The organism is Micromonospora sp. CPCC 205546, from assembly GCF_036902715.1.
Classification (GTDB): Bacteria; Actinomycetota; Actinomycetes; order Mycobacteriales; family Micromonosporaceae; genus Micromonospora.
In genome coordinates this window covers 134,466-152,800 of the sequence record NZ_JBAKHL010000005.1, presented here as the reverse complement: position 1 = coordinate 152,800, position 18,335 = coordinate 134,466, and the positions used below count along the sequence as shown (strand labels likewise).

Sequence of the window (18,335 nt, the reverse complement as noted above, 5' to 3'; positions counted from 1 at the left end):
CCGGCCGGCGGCCATGCGTAACGAGTACGCCGCGGAGCTGGGCCTTTCCGAGGCCGACCTGGCAACCGACTGGCACGGGCAGTTCGCCCGCTGGTTCGCCGACGCGGTCGCCGCCGGGCTGCCCGAACCGAACGCCATGGTGGTCGGCACCGCCGACGCCGAGGGCCGTCCGAGCGCGCGGACCGTGCTGCTGAAGGGGTACGACCCGGAGGGCTTCGTCTTCTTCACCAACTACGGGTCCCGCAAGGCCGCCGAGGCGGCCGTCAACCCGCACGTGAGCCTCGTCTTCCCCTGGTTCCCGATGCACCGGCAGGTGGTGGTGGCGGGCCGGATCGAGCGGGTCGACCGCGCGGAGACGGAGGAGTACTTCGTCAGCCGACCGCGCGGCTCGCAGCTCGGGGCCTGGGCCAGCACCCAGTCCCGGGTGATCCCCGACCGGAGGGTGCTGGACGAGGCGTACCGGGCGGCGGCGGAGCGGTTCGCCGAGGTCGAGCCGATCCCCGCCCCGCCGCACTGGGGTGGGCTGCGGGTGCGACCGGAGTCGGTGGAGTTCTGGCAGGGCCGGGCCAGCCGGTTGCACGACCGGCTGCGGTTCCGGCTCACCGGGCCCGGGGAGTGGGCCGTCGAGCGGCTCGCGCCGTGACCCAGCTCAAGGGCTCCCGGCCGGGCGGGCTGCGCCGGTTCGCGATCGACCTCAGGCCGCTGGCCGTGCCCGACTACCGGCGGATGTGGCTGGGCAACGGCATCGCGATGTTCGGCATCCAGCTCACCGCCGTCGCGGTGCCGGTGGAGATGTACGCGCTGACCGGCAGCTCGCTCTGGGTCGGACTGATCGGGATCGCGGCGTTCCTGCCGCTGCTGGTCTTCGGGCTCTGGGGCGGGGCGGTGGCCGACGCGCACGACCGGCGCAAGGTGCTCCTGGCGACCGCGGCCGTGCTCTGGGTCGCCACGTCCGGCCTGGTGGTGCAGGCGGTGCTCGGGATCGCCAGCCCGCTGCTGCTGCTCGCCCTGGTGGCGGTGCAGTCGGTCGCCTTCGCGGTCAGCTCGCCCACCCGCAACGCGATCCTGCCCCGGCTGGTGCCGGCGGAGCTGGTGCCGGCGGCGACCACGCTGAACTTCACCACCCACACGGCCGCCTCGGTGTTCGGTCCGCTGGTCGCCGGCCTGATCTTCGCCTGGTGGGGGACGGACCTGGGCCTGCCGCTGGCGTACGCGGCCGACGCGGTGCTCTACACGGTCGCCGTGTGGGCGACCGTGAAGCTGCCGGCCATGCCGCCGGAGCCGGACCCGGACGCGGACCCGGCCGCCACCCCACGCCGGGCCGGGCTGGCCAGCGTCGTCGACGGGCTGCGCTATCTGGCGACCACGCCGGTGCTGATGCTCTCCTTCGTGATCGACCTGATCGCCATGGTGCTGGCGATGCCCCGGGCGCTCTTCCCGGAGATCGCCGAGTCCCGCTTCGGCGGCGGCGCGGCGGTCGGCTGGCTCTACAGCGCGATCGCGGCGGGCGCGATGCTCGGCGGGCTGACCTCCGGCTGGATCGGCCGGCTGCGCCGGCAGGGGCTGGTGCTGGTGCTGGCGGTGGTCGGCTGGGGGCTGGCCGTGGCGGCGGCCGGGCTGGCCGGGCAGCTCTGGCTGATGGTGCTGCTGCTCGCGGTGGCCGGGGCGGCCGACCTGGTCAGCGCGGTGCTGCGGCAGTCGATGCTGCTGGTCTACGCGCCGGACCGGATGCGCGGGCGGCTCATGGGCGTCAACACGGTGGTCATCGCCGGCGGCCCGCGCCTGGGCGACCTGCGGGCCGGTGCGGTGGCGGCCGGCTTCGGCGGCGGCGTCGCCTGGGTCAGCGGCGGGCTGATCTCGGCGGCGCTCGCGGTGCTGCTCGCGGTGGCGTTCCCGGTGCTGCTGCGCTACCGGGCGGCCGCCCGCCCCGGCGGCGACCGGGCGTGACGGGCCCGGTCGGGGCGAGCGACGGCGGGGCGGAAACCGTTAGGGTCCCCCGCATGGACACCTCCGACCAGCGTCCGCCCTCGGGCGCACAGTGGACCATTTCGGCCGCCGGCCACGAGGCCGTCATCGTGGAGGTGGGCGGTGGGGTCCGGACATACCGGCACGACGGGACCGACCACCTCGACGGGTACGCCGCCGACGAGATCTGCCCCGGCTGCGCGGGGCAGGTGCTGGCCCCCTGGCCGAACCGGATCCGCGACGGGCGCTACACCTTCGGCGAGCGGTCGTTGCAGCTCACGCTCAGCGAACCGGACCGGGGCGTGGCCATCCACGGGCTGGTCAACTGGGTGCGGTGGTCGCTGGTGGAGCAGTCGTCCGACGCGGTGACCGTCGGCTACGACCTGCCGCCGCAGCCGGGCTACCCGTGGCCGCTGCGGCTGCGCACCCGGTGGAGCGTCGGCCCCGACGGCCTGCGCGCGGAGCACGAGGCGACGAACCTCGGCGGCGAGCCGGCGCCGTTCGGCTTCGCGGTGCACCCGTACCTGCGGGTGCCCGGGGTCGCGGTGGACGACCTGTCGATGCGGCTGCCCGCCCGCACGCGGTTGCAGGTGGACGGGCGGCTGCTGCCGATCGGGGTCACCCCGGTGGCCGGCACCGAGTACGACTGGACCAGCCCCCGCCGGATCGGCGGCGCCCAGCTCGACCTCTGCTTCGGCGACGTGATCCGCGACGAGGACGGCGGTTCGGTGGTCAGCCTGGCGGCCCCGGACGGCGCGGCGGGCGTGCGGCTCTGGGCGGACCGGGAGTTCGGCTGGTGGCAGGTGTTCACCGGCGACGCCCTGCCCGGCGAGCGGCGGCGCCGCTCCGTGGCGGTGGAGCCGATGACCTGCCCGCCGGACGCGTTCCGCTCGGGGCGGGACGTGATCACCCTGAAGCCGGGCGCGACCTGGCGGGGTGTCTGGGGCGTACGGCCCGGGGTCTGAACGGGGGAGCGTGATGGAGTTCGGCGAGGTGGTCCGGCGGCGCCGGATGGTGCGCAACTACGACCCGGATCGGCCTGTCCCGCCCGACGTGGTGCAGCGGCTGCTCGACCACGCGGTCCGCGCGCCGTCGGCCGGTTTCGCCCAGGGCTGGGGTTTCCTGGTGCTGGAGACGCCGGAGGACCGGGAGCGGTTCTGGACGGCCACCACCCCGGGCGGCGGCGGCCGGGAGCGGTGGCTGGCGGGGATGCGCCGGGCCCCGCTGATCGTCGTGCCGCACGCCAACCGGTCGGCCTACCTGCAGCGGTACGCGGAACCGGACAAGGGCTGGGCGGACCGCTCGACGGAGCGCTGGCCGGTGCCCTACTGGTACGTGGACACCGGCTTCGCCGCCCTGCTGATGCTGCTGACCGCCGTGGACGAGGGGCTGGGGGCGTGCTTCTTCGGCATCCCCGCGCCGCGCCTGGACGCCTACCGCGAGGCGTTCGGGGTGCCGGCGGAGTACGAGCCCGTCGGGGCCGTCACGGTGGGCTACCGTGCGCCCGACCACCGGTCACCGTCGCTGCGCCGGGGGCGCCGCCCGGTGGACGAGGTCGTCCGGCGGGGGCGGTGGAGCTGACCGGCGCCGGACACCCGTCACCTGTCCCGTCCGGTGGCGAACCGGACGGCGGGTGGCGAAACTGGCATCGGGGAGCAGAACGCGGTGTGGTGCGGCCGGCTACGCTGGCACGGCCATCGGTGCCGCGGGTGCGGCGCCGCGCCGCGACCCGACCCGGTGTCGCGGGTCGGACCGGCCAGGGGGAGGGGAGCGTGCCGTCGTGATCTTCAGAGCGGTCCGGGACGGGCGTCCCTACCCGGAGCACAACCTGACGCTCAAGCAGTGGGCGGAGATCCCGCCGAGGCCGCTGCGCCTGGACCAGTTGATCACCACCAAGCGCGAGCTGGCGCTGGACAAGCTCCTCGCCGAGGACTCCACCTTCTACGGCGACCTCTTCCCGCACGTGGTGCAGTGGAACGGCGGGCTCTACCTGGAGGACGGGCTGCACCGCGCCCTGCGTGCGGCGCTGCAGCAGCGCAACCAGATCCACGCCCGGGTGCTGGTCCTCTCCGGGCCGATCGAGTGAGCCCGGCCCGCCGGTCGCCCGACCCGTCCTGACCTGCGGTTTCGCCGGATCGACGCGGCGGGGCCGCCCGGTGGCACCCTTCGGCGAGCGGCTGTCGCACCGGAGCCGTACCGTCATTCCCAGACGACGTGTCTGACGAGGACGGTGAGGGCCATGGCCCGCGACGGCGACATCAACGAGCCCACCAGGGAGTTCCCCGGCTACCCCACCGGCGAGGCGCTCAAGGAACGGTCGGCTGTCCCGACCGAGCCCGAGCCGGGCGCGCCACCGCCGGCCGGCGGGCCCGCCCGCGGCCTGCTCTGGGTGCTCGGCGCGGCGGCGCTGGCGGTGGTGGTGCTGCTCGGCGTGCAGGCCACCGGCCTGCTGCCGGACTTCCGCAACCCGTTCGCCAAGGAGCAGACCGACCGCAGCCAGCCGCCGCTGCTCAAGTCGATCCAGGATCTCAGCCGCTACGTCGCGGCCGAGGGTAACTTCCAGGTGGTGGTCGATCTTCAGAACGACCGGCGCAACGTGCCCGACTGGCTGCTCAGCCAGCGCACCCTCTTCGTGGGGGCGGGCAGCGTGGAGGCGTACGTCGACTTCACCAAGATCTCCGAGGGCGCGGTGGTCCAGTCGGCCGACGGCAAGTCGGTCGAGATCAGGCTGCCGGCCCCGCAGCTCGGCAAGACCAACCTCGACCTGGAGAAGAGCTACGTCTTCGCCGAGGAGCGCGGGCTGCTCAACCGGGTCGGCGAGCTGGTGAAGGGCGACCCCAACCGGCAGCAGCAGGTCTACCAGCTCGCCGAGGAGCGGATCACCACCGCCGCCCGCGACAGCGGCCTGACCCAGCGGGCCGAGGAGAACACCCGCAAGATGCTGGAGGGGCTGCTCCGCTCCCTCGGCTACGAGAAGGTGACGGTCACCTACACCGCCCCGTGACGGCGGACCCACCGACGCGACGGCGCCCGCCCCGCTCGACGGGACGGGCGCCTCGTGCCCACCCCCGCGTCGGGCGGGGGCGGGTGGGGCTCAGTAGCGGGTGGCGGCGTAGCGGTCCTCGTTCGGCATCAGGACCCAGAGCACCAGGTAGACGACCACCTGGGTGCCGGGCAGCAGCAGCGACAGCAGGAACAGCAGCCGGATGAAGCCGGCCGACCTGCCGAAACGCTGGGCCAGGCCGGCGCAGACGCCGGCGATCATGCGCCCCTGACGGGGGCGGACCAGTTTGCGACTCATCGTCGTACTCCCACTCTGCGGCGTTCGCCGCCTCTGCCCTCAACGGTAGGAAGGGGTGGCCACCGCGCCCTCGGTCGAGAGGAGGACCGGTGGCGCCCGTACCCGTAGGTGGTTACCCGGGAACCCGTCCCGCGACGCCCCCGGACCCGGCCGGTCCGGGCGGCCGTCGTGATCGACGGGCGGCCGGTGAGCTGGGCGGGTAGGCTCGCCGGTCGGGCGCCCACACCCCCGGGTGCCGGACGGCCGCCCGGACCGGGCCGGCCACGACCGTGCCGCGGACCCACGAGGTACGACGGCGAGGAAGTGCAGCCATGATCAGCGTTTTCGACCTCTTCAGCGTCGGCATCGGGCCGTCCAGCTCCCACACGGTGGGGCCGATGCGGGCCGCCCGGACCTTCGCCGCCGGGCTCAAGGCCGACGGGCTGCTGACCGGCACGACACGGGTGCAGGCGGAACTCTTCGGCTCGCTCGGCGCCACCGGGCACGGCCACGGCAGCGATCGGGCGGTGCTGCTCGGGCTCGCCGGCGAGGCGCCGGAGACGGTCGACACCGACACGGTCGACGCGCGCATCACCCGCATCCGCGCCGAGCGGCGGCTGAGCCTGCTCGACGCCCACGACATCGACTTCGACCCGGACCGCGACCTGGTGCTGCACCGGCGCCGGTCGCTGCCGTACCACCCGAACGGGATGACGTTCGCCGCGTACGACGACGGGGGCGCGGAGCTGCGGGCGCGGACGTACTACTCGGTCGGCGGCGGGTTCGTGGTGGACGAGGCGGCGGCCGGGGCGGACCGGATCAAACCCGACGCCACCCGGGTGCGGCACCCGTTCCTCACCGGTGCGCAACTGCTCGGCGTGACCGCGTCGACGGGGCTGTCGATCAGCGAGGTGATGCTCGCCAACGAGCTCTCCTGGCGCAGCGAGGGCGAGGTGCGCGGCGGCCTGCTGGAGATCTGGCGGGTGATGCGCGAGTGCGTCGAGCGGGGCTGCTCCCGGGACGGGGTGCTGCCCGGCGGCCTGAAGGTCCGCCGCCGCGCCGCCGAGCTGCGCCGCAGCCTGGAGACGGAGTCCGATTTCGCCGACCCGCTGCGGGCGATGGACTGGGTGACCCTCTTCGCCCTCGCCGTCAACGAGGAGAACGCGGCCGGCGGCCGGGTCGTCACCGCGCCGACGAACGGGGCCGCCGGGATCATCCCGGCGGTGCTGCACTACTACACCCGCTTCGTGCCGGGCGCCTCCGCGGAGGGCGTGGTCCGGTTCCTGCTGGCGGCGGGCGCGATCGGCGTGCTGTTCAAGGAGAACGCCTCGATCTCCGGCGCCGAGGTGGGCTGCCAGGGCGAGGTGGGTTCGGCCTGCTCGATGGCCGCCGCGGGGCTGGCCGAGGCGCTGGGCGGCACCCCCGAGCAGGTGGAGAACGCCGCCGAGATCGGCATGGAACACAATCTCGGGCTGACCTGCGACCCGGTCGGTGGGCTGGTGCAGATCCCCTGCATCGAGCGGAACGCGGTGGCTAGCATCAAGGCGATCGCGGCCGCCCGGCTGGCGCTGCGCGGCGACGGGGTGCACCACGTCTCGCTGGACAAGGTCATCAAGACCATGCGCGAGACCGGCGCGGACATGAAGGTGAAATACAAGGAGACGGCGCGCGGCGGACTGGCCGTCAACGTGATCGAGTGCTGAGGGGGCGTTCGTTCACCGGCTGCTAGCCTGTCGACCGTCCGGTGAGGCGGGAGGCGGCGGTGACCTCTGGCGTCGCGGCGTTGTGGGCGCACCGCACCTCGCTGCGCATCCTCGTCCGGCGCGACCTCGCCGTGAAGTACCAGCAGTCCGTGCTCGGGTACCTCTGGTCGCTGATCGAGCCCCTCGGCATGGGGGCGATCTACTGGTTCGTCTTCGGCGTCCTCTACTCCCGCGACACCAACCGCCACCTCGGTGACGCGGCCGACTCGTACCCGCTGTTCCTGCTCACCGGGATCTTCGCCTGGATGTGGACCAGCTCGGCGTTGAGCGAGGCGACGAACGCGTTGACGGGGCAGGCCCGGCTGATCACGACGATGAACGTGCCCCGGCAGGTCTTCCCGATCGGCCGGGTCACGGGCCGCTTCGCCGAGTACGCCGCCGGCCTGCCGATCCTGCTCGCCGCCGCCGTCGGGTACGCCGCGGCCGGGCGGGTCGAGCCGGGCTGGTCGATGCTGGCCCTGCCGCTCGCGGTGGCGGTGCAGGCCGTCCTGCTGGTCGGCCTGGCGCTGCTGCTCTCGGCGGTCAACGTGCTGATGCGCGACGTCGAGCGCTTCATGCGGCTGGTCATCCGGGTGCTCTTCTACGCCACCCCGATCATCTATCCGCTGAGCCTCGTGCGCGACGCCGACCTGCCGGGCTGGCTGAAGGTCGCCTACGAGCTGAACCCGCTGGTCGGCATCTTCCAGCTGCACCACGCGGTCTGGTACCCGGACGAGTTCCCGGACGCCCGGCTGCTCGCCACCGCCGTCGGTGTCAGCCTGCTGGTGCTGGCCGCAGGCTGGTGGTCGTTCCGCCGGCTCGAGCCCGCCGTGCTCAAGGAGCTGTAGGGGTGGCCGAGGCGATCATCGAGGCGGAGGGGCTCGGCATCCGGTTCGTCCGCAACCGGCGGCGGCAGCTGCGGCTGCGGGAGCTGTTCATCCACCGGGGGCGTCGCGCCGCGGACGACGGCCGGTTCTGGCCGCTGCGGGACGTGTCGTTCTCGGTCCGGCCCGGGGAGACCGTCGGCGTGGTGGGCCGCAACGGCACCGGCAAGAGCACGCTGCTGCGGCTGATCGCCGGCGTGCTCATTCCCGACGAGGGTCGGATCCGGGTACGCGGGGACGTCGCGCCGCTGCTGGAGCTCTCCGCCGGGTTCTCCGGCGACCTGACCGGGCGGGAGAACCTCTACCTGGTGGGTGGTCTGCACGGGCTTGCGGCGGGCTACCTGCGGCGGCACTTCGACGACATCGTCTCGTTCGCCGGTGAGCAGGTGGAGCGGGCCATCGACACGCCGGTGCGGCACTACTCCTCCGGCATGAAGGTCCGGCTCGGCTTCGCCATCATCTCGCACCTGCCGCACCCGGTCCTGCTGATGGACGAGGTGACCGCGGTCGGGGACGAGGAGTTCCGCAAGAAGTGTTATGCGACGATCGACCGTCTGCTCGGGGAGGGGCGCACTCTGGTGCTGGTGTCACACAACGAAAAGGATCTGACCCGGTTCTGCCGTCGGGGGCTCTACCTCGACGCCGGCCGGCTGAGCGTCGACGGCACGATCGCCGAGGCGCTGCACGCGTACCACGCCGCGGTTGCGCGGTGACGCTCGCGATCGTGCTCGCCGCCGACGCCAAGGCCGCGAGCCTGCCGACCCGGTCGGGCGAGCCTCTCGCCGACCGCCTGGCCGACCAGCTCCGCCGCGCCGGGGCGGACGAGGTGCGTCACGCCGCCGACCTCGGCGAGCTGGCCGCCCTGGCCGACGCGGCCACGCGCCCGGTGCTCGTGACGGGCGCCGACCTGGTCGCGCACACCGCCGTCCTGCGGCACCTGGCCACCAGCCCCGTCGGGCCGACGGTGGCGCTGGTGCTCACCGACCCGCCCGGCGAGGGCCGCACGGCCGTGCGTGAGGAGCGCGGTCAGGTGGTCGGGGCCGGGCCTCCGGAGGCGCTGGACGGCGGGGCCACCGGCGTCTTCGGCGGCGCGCTGCGGGTCGGTGTCGACGACCTGCCGTCGCTCGCCGCCGCCGCCCGCGCGGCCGCTGCCGCGCCGTCGGTGTCCGGGCCCGCCGTGGACCGGCTCTTCGCGGGCCTCACCGGGCTCGGCACGTTGACCTTCGCCCAGCGCGTACGCCTGCTCGTGGCGCGCCGGGTGGGCGACGCGGCGGGGCTGGCCGCCGCGGAGGCGGCCGTGGCCGCCGTCGACGAGGACCGGGCCGAGCTGAGGCTCTCGGTGAAGGAGCGGGACGACTTCTTCACCACGTTCTTCGTCAGCACCTGGTCGCCGTACGTGACGAAGGCGTCGGCGAAGCTCGGGCTCGGCCCCACCGCCGTCACGATGATCTCGGTGGCCTTCGCGGTGGCCGCCGCCGTGCTCTTCGGCACGGGTGGCCGGGTGGCGCTGGTCGCCGGGGCGGTGCTGCTCTACCTCGGCTTCGTGCTCGACTGCGTGGACGGCCAGCTCGCCCGCTACACCCGGCACTTCAGCGCCTGGGGCGGGTGGCTGGACACGATGGCCGACCGGGCGAAGGAGTACGTGGTCTACGCCGGCCTCGGCTACGGGGCCACGCAGGCCGGCTTCCGGTACGGCTGGGCGCTGGCGATCGCCGCGATCACGCTGCAGACCGTGCGGCACATGACGGACACCTGGTACGGCGTGCTGCACGACGAGGCGGCCCGCCGGCCGAAGACCGTCGGCACCGCCGGCGGCGGCATCGGCGACAAGCTGAACGCCGCCTCCAACCGGGTGCAGGCCGACACGGGCTCGGTGTCGTACTGGCTGAAGCGGACGGTGGTCTTCCCGATCGGGGAGCGGTGGGCGCTGATCGCGATCACCGTGGCGCTGTTCGGCCCGCTGGTCAGCCTGTACACGGTGCTGGGCTGGGGGGTGCTGGCCTTCGCGTACACCGGGGCGCTGCGTACGCTGCGGGCCCGCTGGATGCGGGTGCCGGTGCTGGACACGGTCGACGCCACCCTGCACCGCGACGACGGGCCGCTGGCCCGGCTCCTGCCGGTGCTGCGGCCGGTGGGGCCGCTGGCGCTGGCGGTCGTCGCGGCGCTGGGCCCGGCGGCGCTGCTGGTGGCGGCGCTGCTGACCCGCGACGGGGCGGAGGGCCTGCGCTGGGCGGTGCCGGTCGCGCTGGTGGTGCTGCTGGCCGCCGGGCTGGGTGCGGGCGCGGCGCACGACGGGCCGCTGGACTGGCTCGTGCCGGCCGTGCTGCGGGCGGGTGAGTTCCTCTTCGCCGTGGCGGTCGGGGTGGTGGGCGACGTGCCGCCGTGGCTGATCTTCGGGTACGTCTTCGTGCTCACCCTGCACCACTACGACCTGACCGCGCGGCTGGAGAAGCGGCAGTCCGCCCCGCCGCTGCACGGCGCGACGCTGGGCTGGGAGGGGCGCTCGGTGCTGCTGACCGTGGCGGCAATTGCCGGTTTTGCGGGCATCGGCATGGCTACACTCGGTACGTACCTTCTCGTGGTTTTCGTGGGGAGTGTCGCCCTCGCCTGGGTCGTCCTGCCCGCCCGCGCCGCGCGGGCGTCGGTGGGCCTGGTCGGCGCGGGAGGCCGCTCGCCGGGCTGACGACAGGGGCCGGCCGATGACTCTGATCAGCTTCGTCGTGCCGGCCTACCGGGTGCAGGGCTACCTGCGCGAGTGCCTGGACTCCATCCTCGACCAGCCGGTCGCCGACTTCGAGGTGATCGGCGTCGACGACTGCTCGCCGGACGACAGCGGCGAGATCCTCGCCGAGTACGCGGCCCGCGACCCTCGGGTGCGCGCCGTGCGGCTGGCGGAGAACGTCGGGCTCGGTCCGGCCCGCAACATCGGGCTGGACCGGGCCGCCGGCGAGTACGTCTGGTTCGTCGACGGCGACGACTGGCTCGCCCCGGAGTGCCTGCCCGAGGTGGTCGCGCGCCTGCGCGCCACCCGTCCCGACGTGCTCCTGGTCGACCACGTCCGGACGCACTGGAACAACGCCGTCAGTCGCAGCGCGATGGCGGAGGTGTTCCCGCAGCCTCCCGGCGACGAGACCTTCCGGCTGCGGGACCGGCCCGAGACGCTGCGGCTGCTGCACACCGCCTGGAACCGGCTGGTCCGCCGGCAGTTCCTGCTCGACGAGGGACTGCGCTTCGCCCCCGGCTGGTACGAGGACGTCTCGTTCAGCTACCCGGTGCTGATGGCCGCCGAGCGGGTCGGCGTGCTGGACCGGGTCTGCGTCAACTACCGGCAGCGCCGGACCGGGGCGATCACGAGGACCACCGGCGAGCGACACTTCGAGGTCTTCGGCCAGTGGCACCGGGTGTTCCGGCTGATGGACGACCGGGGCCCGGCCCTCGACGACCTGCGTCCCGCGCTGTTCGAGCGGATGATCTGGCACTACCTGACCGTGCTCGGCAACGGGCAGCGGATCGCCCCCGAGCTGCGCCCGGCCTTCTTCGCCCAGATCACCGCCGACCACGCGCGCTGGCTGCCGACGGGCGGCTACCCGGCGCCGGCGGGTGCCGAGGGGCTCAAGCACCGGCTGGTGGCCGCCGGCCGCTGGCGTACGTTCAGCGCGCTGCGCACCGCCTACCGGGCGCGGGACGTGGCCCGGCGTACCGCGCGGGGCACGAGGCGGCGGGTCGCGCCCCCGGCCCGGCGCGCGGCCCGGCTGGCCCGGGACATCCTGCTGCGCGAGTACTACCGGGCCGAGCTGCGCCGGCCGGTCGACCCGACGCTGGCGGTCTACGCGGCCTACTGGTACCGGGGGTACGCGGACAACCCGGCGGCCATCTTCGAGGCGGCCCGGCGGCTGGCGCCCGGCATCCGTGGGGTGTGGATCGTGCGGCGGGACCGCGTGCACACCGTGCCCGAGGGTGTCGCGTACGTGGTCGCCGGCACGCCCGCGTACTACCGGGCGCTGGCCCGGGCGCGGTGGCTGGTCAACAACGTCAACTTCCCGGACTTCGTCCGCAAGCGGCCGGGCACGGTGCACGTGCAGACCCACCACGGCACGCCGGTGAAGGTGATGGGGCTCGACCAGCAGCGGTACCCGATCGGCGCGGTCGGGATGGACTTCGCCGGGCTGCTGCGCCGGGTGGACCGGTGGGACTACAGCGTCAGCGCGAACAGCTTCTCCAGCCAGATGTGGGAGCGCGCGTACCCGGCCGCGTACACCACCCTGGAGGTCGGCTACCCGCGCAACGACCGGCTGGTCACCGCGACCGACGAGGAGGTGCTCCGGCTGCGCGCCGGGTTCGGCCTCGGGCCGGGCGAGCAGGTCGTCCTGTACGCCCCGACGCACCGCGAGCACCTGCCCGGCTACCGGCCGCCGTTCGACGCGGAGCGGCTGCTCGACGTGCTCGGCCCGGCCGGCCGGCTGCTGGTGCGCAGCCACTACTTCCACGACCGGGACCGCCGCGCCCGGCGCCCGGCCGACCGCGACCGGGTACGCGACGTCAGCGGCCATCCGTGCGTGGAGGACCTCTATCTCGTGGCGGACGTGCTGGTCACGGACTACTCCTCGGCGATGTTCGACTACGCCGTGCTCGACCGCCCGATCGTGCTCTACGCCCCCGACTGGGAGGCCTACCGGCTGGCCCGTGGCGTGTACTTCGACGTGACGGCGGAGCCGCCGGGCGCGGTGGTCACCAGCTTCGCCGACCTGCTCGAGCTGTTCCGTGCCGGCGCGGTCGACTCGGAGGCGGCGCGCAAGGCCCGGCAGCGGTTCCGGGCCCGGTTCTGCGCGCTCGACGACGGCCACGCCGCCGAGCGGGTGGTCCGGCGGGTCTTCCTCGGCGGGCGGGCCGACGCCGACCGGTAAGCGCGCGAGCCGGCGCCGGGACCACGACCCGCGCGGCGCCCGTGCCCCGGGACCCCCGCCCGGCAGGACGGACCCGCCGGTGGTGGCCCGTCTGGCCAGGTGGGGCGTGACAGGGCCGTCACGAGCCGAACATGGCACGTTTACCCGATGTGCGAACCGGATGATCCTCGTCACAGTCATTCGGGGTTCGCCCGACGAGCTGGGGGGAGGGCACGGTGACCGCCGTCGCGCTCAAGGATGTCACGAAGGTGTTCAGGGACGGCACCCTCGCCGTCGACAACGTCAACCTCGACGTCAACGACGGCGAGTTCATGGTGCTGCTCGGCCCGTCGGGCTGCGGCAAGTCCACCGTGCTGAGGATGGTGGCCGGGCTGGAGGACCCGACGTCGGGCGCGGTGATGCTCGACGGCGAGCTGACCAACGACCTGCCTCCGCGCGACCGGAAGATCGCGATGGTCTTCCAGGACTTCGCGCTCTACCCGCACATGACCGTCGGCGACAACATCGCCTTCCCGCTCCGGCTGGCCGGGCTGGAGCCCGAGCCGCGCGGCGAGCGGGTCACCGACGTGGCCAGCGCGCTCGGCATCGGTGACGTGCTCGGCCGCAAGCCCAGCCAGCTCTCCGGCGGGCAGCGGCAGCGGGTCGCCATGGGTCGGGCGATCGTGCGCCGGCCGGGCGTGTTCCTGATGGACGAGCCGCTGTCCAATCTCGACAGCGGGCTGCGGGCCGAGCTGCGCGCCGAGATCTCCGGCCTGACCCGGGAGCTGGGCGTCACCACCCTCTACGTCACCCACGACCAGGCCGAGGCGCTGACCATGGCCGACCGGGTCGCCATCATGCGCAAGGGCGTCCTGCAGGACGTCGGCACGCCCACCCAGGTGTACGGCCGCCCGGCGACGCTCTACGTGGCCGCGTTCCTCGGCAGCCCGCGGATGAACCTGCTGGAGGCCTCGGTCTACGTCCACCTCGACCGCTACGTCACCCTCACCCTCGGCGACCAGGCGCTCCACCTGCCGTGGGACGACATCCGCAGCCGGGCGGTCGCGCACTACCACGGGGAGCGGATCGTGGTCGGCCTGCGGGCCGAGGCGCTCACCCCGGTCGCGCCGGACACCCAGGGGGCGGTGCTGCACGGCCGGATCCGCTACCTGGAGCACCACGGGCACGAGTCGCTCGCCTTCCTCGACGTCGGGGCCACCGCGATCGTGGTGGACGAGATGGGCGCCAAGGTCGACGAACCCGCCGGCCAGCGTCGGAGCCGGGGCCGCTTCGGGCAGGCCGTGCAGCGGCTGACCCGGCGCGCCGCCGGGGAGGAGCCCGCCCCGGCCTCCGCCGCCCGCACCAGCGTGCTCAACGACCCGGGGCGACACCACCGTCGCCCCGCCGAGTTGGCGGTCCGGCTGGCGCCGTACCCCGGGGTCTCCGCCGGTCACCCGCTGGCCGTCTCCGTACGCATGGACGCGCTGCACTTCTTCGACGAGCGTGGCGACCGCATCGACGTGGGCTGGCGCTGACGCGGGACGCCTCCTTGCCGAGGAAGTTACCGGCAAGTAACGTCGGGTCATGACCATCGACTCGCGCCAGGTGGCGGCCGGCCTGCTGGAGGCTGTGCCGTTCGCCCGTACGCTCGGCATCGAATTCGTCGAGGTGGCCCCCGAGGCGGAGGGCGGCGTACGGGTGACCGTCCGACTGCCCGACTCGCCGGCCATCCACAACCACGTCGGCGGCCCGCACGCCGGGGCCATGTTCACCCTCGGCGAGACCGCCTCCGGCGCGGTCGTGCTGGCCGCGTTCGGATCGCTGCTCGACCGGGCCACGCCGCTGGCCGTGCGGGCCGACATCGCGTACCGGAAGCTGGCCATGGGCCCGGTGCGGGCCACCGCGCGCCTCGCCCGACCGGTCGCCGAGGTGGTCGCGGAACTGGAGTCCGGCCGCCGGCCGGAGTTCCCGGTGCAGGTCGAAATCGCCACCGAGGAGGGCAAGCCGACCGGCGAGATGACCGTGGTCTGGACGCTGCGCCCGCACTGAGCGGCGGCGGCAAGCGGACGGAAAGCGGTTTGCGGGTCCGGAGGTCTGGATAGATTCGTACCGTGTTGGGCCTGCCTGCTCATGTGACCGCCTGTCTCTTCGATCTGGATGGTGTGCTGACGCAGACCGCCCGGGTGCACAACGCCGCGTGGACCGAGACGTTCGACGCCTTCCTGCGCCGACACGCCGTCGCCACCGGCCAGGAGTTCCGCCCCTTCGATCCGGGGCCGGACTACAACCGCTACGTCGACGGGCGGCCGCGCGCCGACGGGGTGCGCACCTTCCTCGCCTCCCGGGGCATCGTGCTGCCCGAGGGATCACCCGACGACCCGCCGGAGGCGGACACCGTCAACGGCGTCGGCAACAGCAAGAACGTGCTGCTGCTGGAGCGGCTGCGTACGCACGGGGTGGACGTCTATCCCGGCTCCGTCGCCTACCTGGAGGCGGCCGTCGCCGCCGGCCTGCGCCGGGCGGTCGTCACGGCCAGCGCGAACGGCCGGGAGGTGGTGGCCGCCGCCGGACTGGAACCGCTGCTGGAGGCCCGCGTGGACGGGCTCGTCGCCCGTGCCCAGGGGCTGCGCGGCAAGCCGGCCCCGGACACCTTCCTGGCCGGCGCGAAGCTGCTCGGGGTCGACCCGCGCGAGGCCGTCGTCTTCGAGGACGCCCTCGCCGGGGTCGCCGCCGGGCGGGCCGGCGGATTCGGCTACGTGGTGGGCGTCGACCGGGTGGGCCAGGCCGCCGAGCTGCTCGCCCACGGCGCCGACGTCGTGGTCACCGACCTCGCCGACCTGCTCGACCCCGGGACACCCGCGTGATCCGGGAACGCGCCTATCCGGTCGAGCCATGGCACGTGCGGGAGACGCGGCTCGACATGGACGTCCTGGCCCAGTCGGAGTCCGTCTTCGCCCTCTCCAACGGGCACGTCGGGCTGCGCGGCAACCTGGACGAGGGGGAGCCGCACGGCCTGCCCGGCACCTACCTCAACTCCTTCTACGAGCTGCGCCCGCTGCCGTACGCGGAGGCCGGCTTCGGGTTCCCCGAGTCCGGTCAGACGATCGTCAACGTGACCAACGGCAAGCTGATCCGGCTGCTGGTCGACGACGAGCCGCTCGACGTGCGCTACGGCGAACTCCTCGCCCACGAACGGGTCCTCGACCTGCGCGCCGGCACCCTGCACCGGGAGCTGCACTGGCGCTCCCCGGCCGGGCGCGAGGTCAAGGTCCGCAGCACCCGGCTGGTCTCGTTCACCCAGCGCGCCGTCGCCGCGATCAACTACGAGGTCGAGGCGGTCGACGGCCCGCTGCGGCTGATCCTGCAGTCGGAACTGGTGGCCAACGAGGCGCTGCCCCCGCAGAGCAAGGACCCGCGGGTCGCGGCCGTACTGGAGTCGCCGTTGCAGGCCGAGGAGGAGCTCACCACGGCCGACGGCGGGCTGTTGATCCACCGGACCAAGGTCTCCGGGCTGCGGGTGGCCGCCGCCATGGAACACGAGGTGTACGCCCCGGCGCGCAAGACCATCCAGTCCGAGGGGTACGAGGACTGGGTGCGTACCACGATCGGGTGCGTGCTCCAGCCGGGCGAGAAGCTGCGCGTGGTCAAGTACCTCGCGTACGGCTGGTCGAGCCGCCGGTCGCTGCCGGCGATGCGCGACCAGGTCGAGGCCGCCCTGACGGGGGCGCGCCTCGACGGCTGGGACGGGCTGCTCCGGGAGCAGCGCGAATATCTCGACGAGTTCTGGGACGCCTCCGACGTGGTGGTGGAGGGCGACCCGGAGATCCAGCAGGCCGTCCGGTTCGGCATGTACCACGTCCTGCAGGCCGGTTCCCGGGCGGAGCGGCGGCCCATCGCCGCGAAGGGCCTCACCGGCCCGGGGTACGACGGGCACGCGTTCTGGGACACGGAGATGTTCGTCCTGCCGGTGCTCACCTACACCCACCCGGCAGCCGTGCGGGACGCCCTGCACTGGCGGTACGCCACCCTGGCCGCCGCGCACGAGCGGGCCCGGACGCTCAACCTGGAGGGCGCGGCGTTCCCCTGGCGCACCATCGAGGGACCGGAGTCGTCGGGGTACTGGCCGGCGGGCACCGCCGCCTTCCACATCGCCGCCGGCGTCGCCGACGCGCTGCGGCGCTACGTGCAGGTCACCCAGGACACCGAGCTGGAACGCGAGATCGGGCTGGAGCTGCTGGTGGAGACCGCCCGGCTGTGGCGGTCGCTGGGCCACCACGACCGGCACGGCCAGTTCCACATCGACGGGGTCACCGGCCCCGACGAGTACACGGCGGTGAAGAACGACAACATCTACACCAACCTGATGGCGCAGCGGAACCTGATCAGCGCCGCCGACGCGGTGATGCGCTACCGGGACGAGGCGTTCCACCTCGGCGTCACCGACGAGGAGGCGGCCGCCTGGCGGGACGCGGCGGCGTCGATGCACATCCCATACGACGAGGAGATCGACGTCCACGAGCAGGTCGAGGGCTTCACCCGGCTGCAGGAGTGGGACTTCGCGCACACGCCGCCGGAGAAGTACCCGCTGCTGCTGCACTATCCGTACTTCGACCTCTACCGCAAGCAGGTCGTCAAGCAGGCGGACCTGGTCCTGGCGATGCACTGGCGGGGCGACGCGTTCACGCCGGAGCAGAAGCTGCGCAACTTCCTCTACTACGAGCGGCGTACGGTGCGCGACTCCTCGCTGTCGGCGTGTACCCAGTCGGTGCTGGCGGCCGAGGTGGGCCACCCGGAGCTGGCGCACATCTACCTGCGCGAGGCCGCGCTGATGGACCTGCACGACCTCAACGAGAACACCCGCGACGGCGTGCACATGGCCTCGCTCGCGGGCGCCTGGATCGCCCTGGTGGCCGGGTTCGGCGGGCTGCGCGACCACGACGGCAACCTCTCCTTCGCGCCGCGCCTGCCGAGCCGGCTCGGCAAGATGGAGTTCTCGCTCCAGTGGCGCGGGATGCGGCTGCGGGTCGACGTCCGGCCGCACCAGACCACGTACGCGTTGCGCCACGGCGATCCGGGCGACGTGCTGGAGCTGCGGCACCACGGCGAGTCGGTCCGGGTGGTGTGCGGGGAACCGGTGACGATGCCGATCCCCCCGGCGGAGGTGTCCGGGCCGGCCCCGGAGCAGGCCCCGGGCCGCGCTCCGCTGCTGCGCCTGCCGGAGAGCGAGCCGTGACGGGCCGCCGGCCCGCGTAGGTCGTGACGGGCCGGCGGCGCCGGTGGTGCCGCCCGGGACGGCGGCGGTGCGGTCAGACGGGCTTGCCCTGCGACGGCCGGCCGGCCGCGTCGTGGGGCGCCATCGCCCGCGGGTCGTCGGCCGTGCGCGCCTCGGCCGCGTCGTCCGCCCAGTCCCGGCCGCGTTCGGTGTCCTGTTCCCGCCGGTCCCGGTCGGTGTCCTGCTGCCGGGTCTCCCGCTGCTGCGCCATGGCGTTCCTCGCGATCCGTCGGGGGCGCGGTTGCGCCGGTACGGTCTGCGGTCACCCGTCGCCTACCCGGGCCCCTCGGCGGCAAACGCCGCGTGCGC

At 73.9% G+C, this 18,335-nt stretch carries 17 protein-coding genes; 15 read left to right on the top strand and 2 right to left on the bottom strand.

The window, feature by feature from the left end; genetic code table 11:
• Positions 1–13: 13 nt before the first annotated feature.
• From pdxH to V6U77_RS04495, 6 genes are all read left to right on the top strand, one after another.
• The gene (gene pdxH / locus V6U77_RS04520; RefSeq protein ID WP_334604960.1) at positions 14–643 is read left to right on the top strand and encodes a pyridoxamine 5'-phosphate oxidase; all 630 of its coding nucleotides are present in this window, start codon (positions 14–16) and stop codon (positions 641–643) included.
• Positions 640–1,947 carry an MFS transporter gene (locus V6U77_RS04515; RefSeq protein WP_334604901.1) on the top strand — a complete coding sequence of 436 codons (1,308 nt, stop codon included), beginning with the start codon at positions 640–642 and terminating at the stop codon, positions 1,945–1,947. The genes pdxH and V6U77_RS04515 overlap by 4 nt, the downstream gene beginning before the upstream one ends.
• A gap of 53 nt (positions 1,948–2,000) precedes the next feature.
• On the top strand, positions 2,001–2,930 hold the full coding sequence (locus V6U77_RS04510; protein ID WP_334604900.1) for an aldose 1-epimerase family protein: 930 nt from the start codon (positions 2,001–2,003) through the stop codon (positions 2,928–2,930).
• Between the two features lie 13 nt (positions 2,931–2,943).
• Positions 2,944–3,546, top strand: a complete 603-nt coding sequence (locus V6U77_RS04505; RefSeq protein WP_334604899.1) for a nitroreductase family protein — start codon at positions 2,944–2,946, stop codon at positions 3,544–3,546.
• A gap of 199 nt (positions 3,547–3,745) precedes the next feature.
• Positions 3,746–4,051 carry a type II toxin-antitoxin system VapB family antitoxin gene (locus V6U77_RS04500; protein ID WP_089002310.1) on the top strand — a complete coding sequence of 102 codons (306 nt, stop codon included), beginning with the start codon at positions 3,746–3,748 and terminating at the stop codon, positions 4,049–4,051.
• Between the two features lie 153 nt (positions 4,052–4,204).
• The gene (locus tag V6U77_RS04495; protein WP_334604898.1) at positions 4,205–4,969 is read left to right on the top strand and encodes a DUF4230 domain-containing protein; all 765 of its coding nucleotides are present in this window, start codon (positions 4,205–4,207) and stop codon (positions 4,967–4,969) included.
• A gap of 90 nt (positions 4,970–5,059) precedes the next feature.
• On the opposite strand, the gene V6U77_RS04490 is transcribed toward V6U77_RS04495, so the two are convergent.
• A complete protein-coding gene (locus V6U77_RS04490) occupies positions 5,060–5,266 on the bottom strand; it encodes a PspC domain-containing protein (RefSeq protein ID WP_334604897.1) in 207 nt (68 codons plus the stop codon).
• A gap of 311 nt (positions 5,267–5,577) precedes the next feature.
• Here V6U77_RS04490 and V6U77_RS04485 point away from each other — a divergent pair, with 311 nt between their 5' ends.
• The 9 genes from V6U77_RS04485 to V6U77_RS04445 all read left to right on the top strand — a co-directional run bounded on the left by V6U77_RS04485 (position 5,578) and on the right by V6U77_RS04445 (position 17,987).
• A complete protein-coding gene (locus V6U77_RS04485; RefSeq protein ID WP_334604896.1) occupies positions 5,578–6,948 on the top strand; it encodes an L-serine ammonia-lyase in 1,371 nt (456 codons plus the stop codon).
• 59 nt (positions 6,949–7,007) lie between these two features.
• Positions 7,008–7,835 carry an ABC transporter permease gene (locus V6U77_RS04480; RefSeq protein WP_334604895.1) on the top strand — a complete coding sequence of 276 codons (828 nt, stop codon included), beginning with the start codon at positions 7,008–7,010 and terminating at the stop codon, positions 7,833–7,835.
• A 2-nt stretch (positions 7,836–7,837) separates the two neighbouring features.
• The gene (locus V6U77_RS04475; RefSeq protein WP_334604894.1) at positions 7,838–8,584 is read left to right on the top strand and encodes an ABC transporter ATP-binding protein; all 747 of its coding nucleotides are present in this window, start codon (positions 7,838–7,840) and stop codon (positions 8,582–8,584) included.
• A complete protein-coding gene (locus V6U77_RS04470) occupies positions 8,581–10,554 on the top strand; it encodes a DUF5941 domain-containing protein (RefSeq protein ID WP_442934370.1) in 1,974 nt (657 codons plus the stop codon). Before V6U77_RS04475 ends, V6U77_RS04470 begins: the two co-directional genes overlap by 4 nt.
• Before the next feature lie 16 nt (positions 10,555–10,570).
• Complete coding sequence (locus V6U77_RS04465; protein WP_334604893.1) at positions 10,571–12,775, top strand: bifunctional glycosyltransferase/CDP-glycerol:glycerophosphate glycerophosphotransferase; 2,205 nt, start codon at positions 10,571–10,573, stop codon at positions 12,773–12,775.
• 215 nt (positions 12,776–12,990) lie between these two features.
• Positions 12,991–14,289 carry an ABC transporter ATP-binding protein gene (locus V6U77_RS04460; protein ID WP_334604892.1) on the top strand — a complete coding sequence of 433 codons (1,299 nt, stop codon included), beginning with the start codon at positions 12,991–12,993 and terminating at the stop codon, positions 14,287–14,289.
• A gap of 49 nt (positions 14,290–14,338) precedes the next feature.
• Positions 14,339–14,803 carry a DUF4442 domain-containing protein gene (locus V6U77_RS04455; RefSeq protein WP_334604891.1) on the top strand — a complete coding sequence of 155 codons (465 nt, stop codon included), beginning with the start codon at positions 14,339–14,341 and terminating at the stop codon, positions 14,801–14,803.
• A 62-nt stretch (positions 14,804–14,865) separates the two neighbouring features.
• Positions 14,866–15,618 carry a beta-phosphoglucomutase family hydrolase gene (locus tag V6U77_RS04450; RefSeq protein ID WP_334604890.1) on the top strand — a complete coding sequence of 251 codons (753 nt, stop codon included), beginning with the start codon at positions 14,866–14,868 and terminating at the stop codon, positions 15,616–15,618.
• Positions 15,615–17,987 carry a glycoside hydrolase family 65 protein gene (locus V6U77_RS04445; RefSeq protein WP_334604889.1) on the top strand — a complete coding sequence of 791 codons (2,373 nt, stop codon included), beginning with the start codon at positions 15,615–15,617 and terminating at the stop codon, positions 17,985–17,987. The genes V6U77_RS04450 and V6U77_RS04445 overlap by 4 nt, the downstream gene beginning before the upstream one ends.
• 73 nt (positions 17,988–18,060) lie before the next feature.
• Here V6U77_RS04445 and V6U77_RS04440 read toward each other — a convergent pair whose 3' ends face one another.
• Complete coding sequence (locus V6U77_RS04440; protein WP_334604888.1) at positions 18,061–18,237, bottom strand: hypothetical protein; 177 nt, start codon at positions 18,235–18,237, stop codon at positions 18,061–18,063.
• Between the last annotated feature and the right edge of the window lie 98 nt (positions 18,238–18,335).

What these genes read in the sequence shown, in the direction of transcription:
- pdxH (WP_334604960.1), top strand. Translation starts at nt 14, where the DNA reads ATGCGTAACGAGTACGCCGCGGAGCTGGGCCTTTCCGAGGCCGACCTG.
- V6U77_RS04510 (WP_334604900.1), top strand. Translation starts at nt 2,001, where the DNA reads ATGGACACCTCCGACCAGCGTCCGCCCTCGGGCGCACAGTGGACCATT.
- V6U77_RS04505 (WP_334604899.1), top strand. Translation starts at nt 2,944, where the DNA reads ATGGAGTTCGGCGAGGTGGTCCGGCGGCGCCGGATGGTGCGCAACTAC.
- V6U77_RS04495 (WP_334604898.1), top strand. Translation starts at nt 4,205, where the DNA reads ATGGCCCGCGACGGCGACATCAACGAGCCCACCAGGGAGTTCCCCGGC.
- V6U77_RS04490 (WP_334604897.1), bottom strand. Translation starts at nt 5,266, where the DNA reads ATGAGTCGCAAACTGGTCCGCCCCCGTCAGGGGCGCATGATCGCCGGC.
- V6U77_RS04485 (WP_334604896.1), top strand. Translation starts at nt 5,578, where the DNA reads ATGATCAGCGTTTTCGACCTCTTCAGCGTCGGCATCGGGCCGTCCAGC.
- V6U77_RS04465 (WP_334604893.1), top strand. Translation starts at nt 10,571, where the DNA reads ATGACTCTGATCAGCTTCGTCGTGCCGGCCTACCGGGTGCAGGGCTAC.
- V6U77_RS04455 (WP_334604891.1), top strand. Translation starts at nt 14,339, where the DNA reads ATGACCATCGACTCGCGCCAGGTGGCGGCCGGCCTGCTGGAGGCTGTG.
- V6U77_RS04440 (WP_334604888.1), bottom strand. Translation starts at nt 18,237, where the DNA reads ATGGCGCAGCAGCGGGAGACCCGGCAGCAGGACACCGACCGGGACCGG.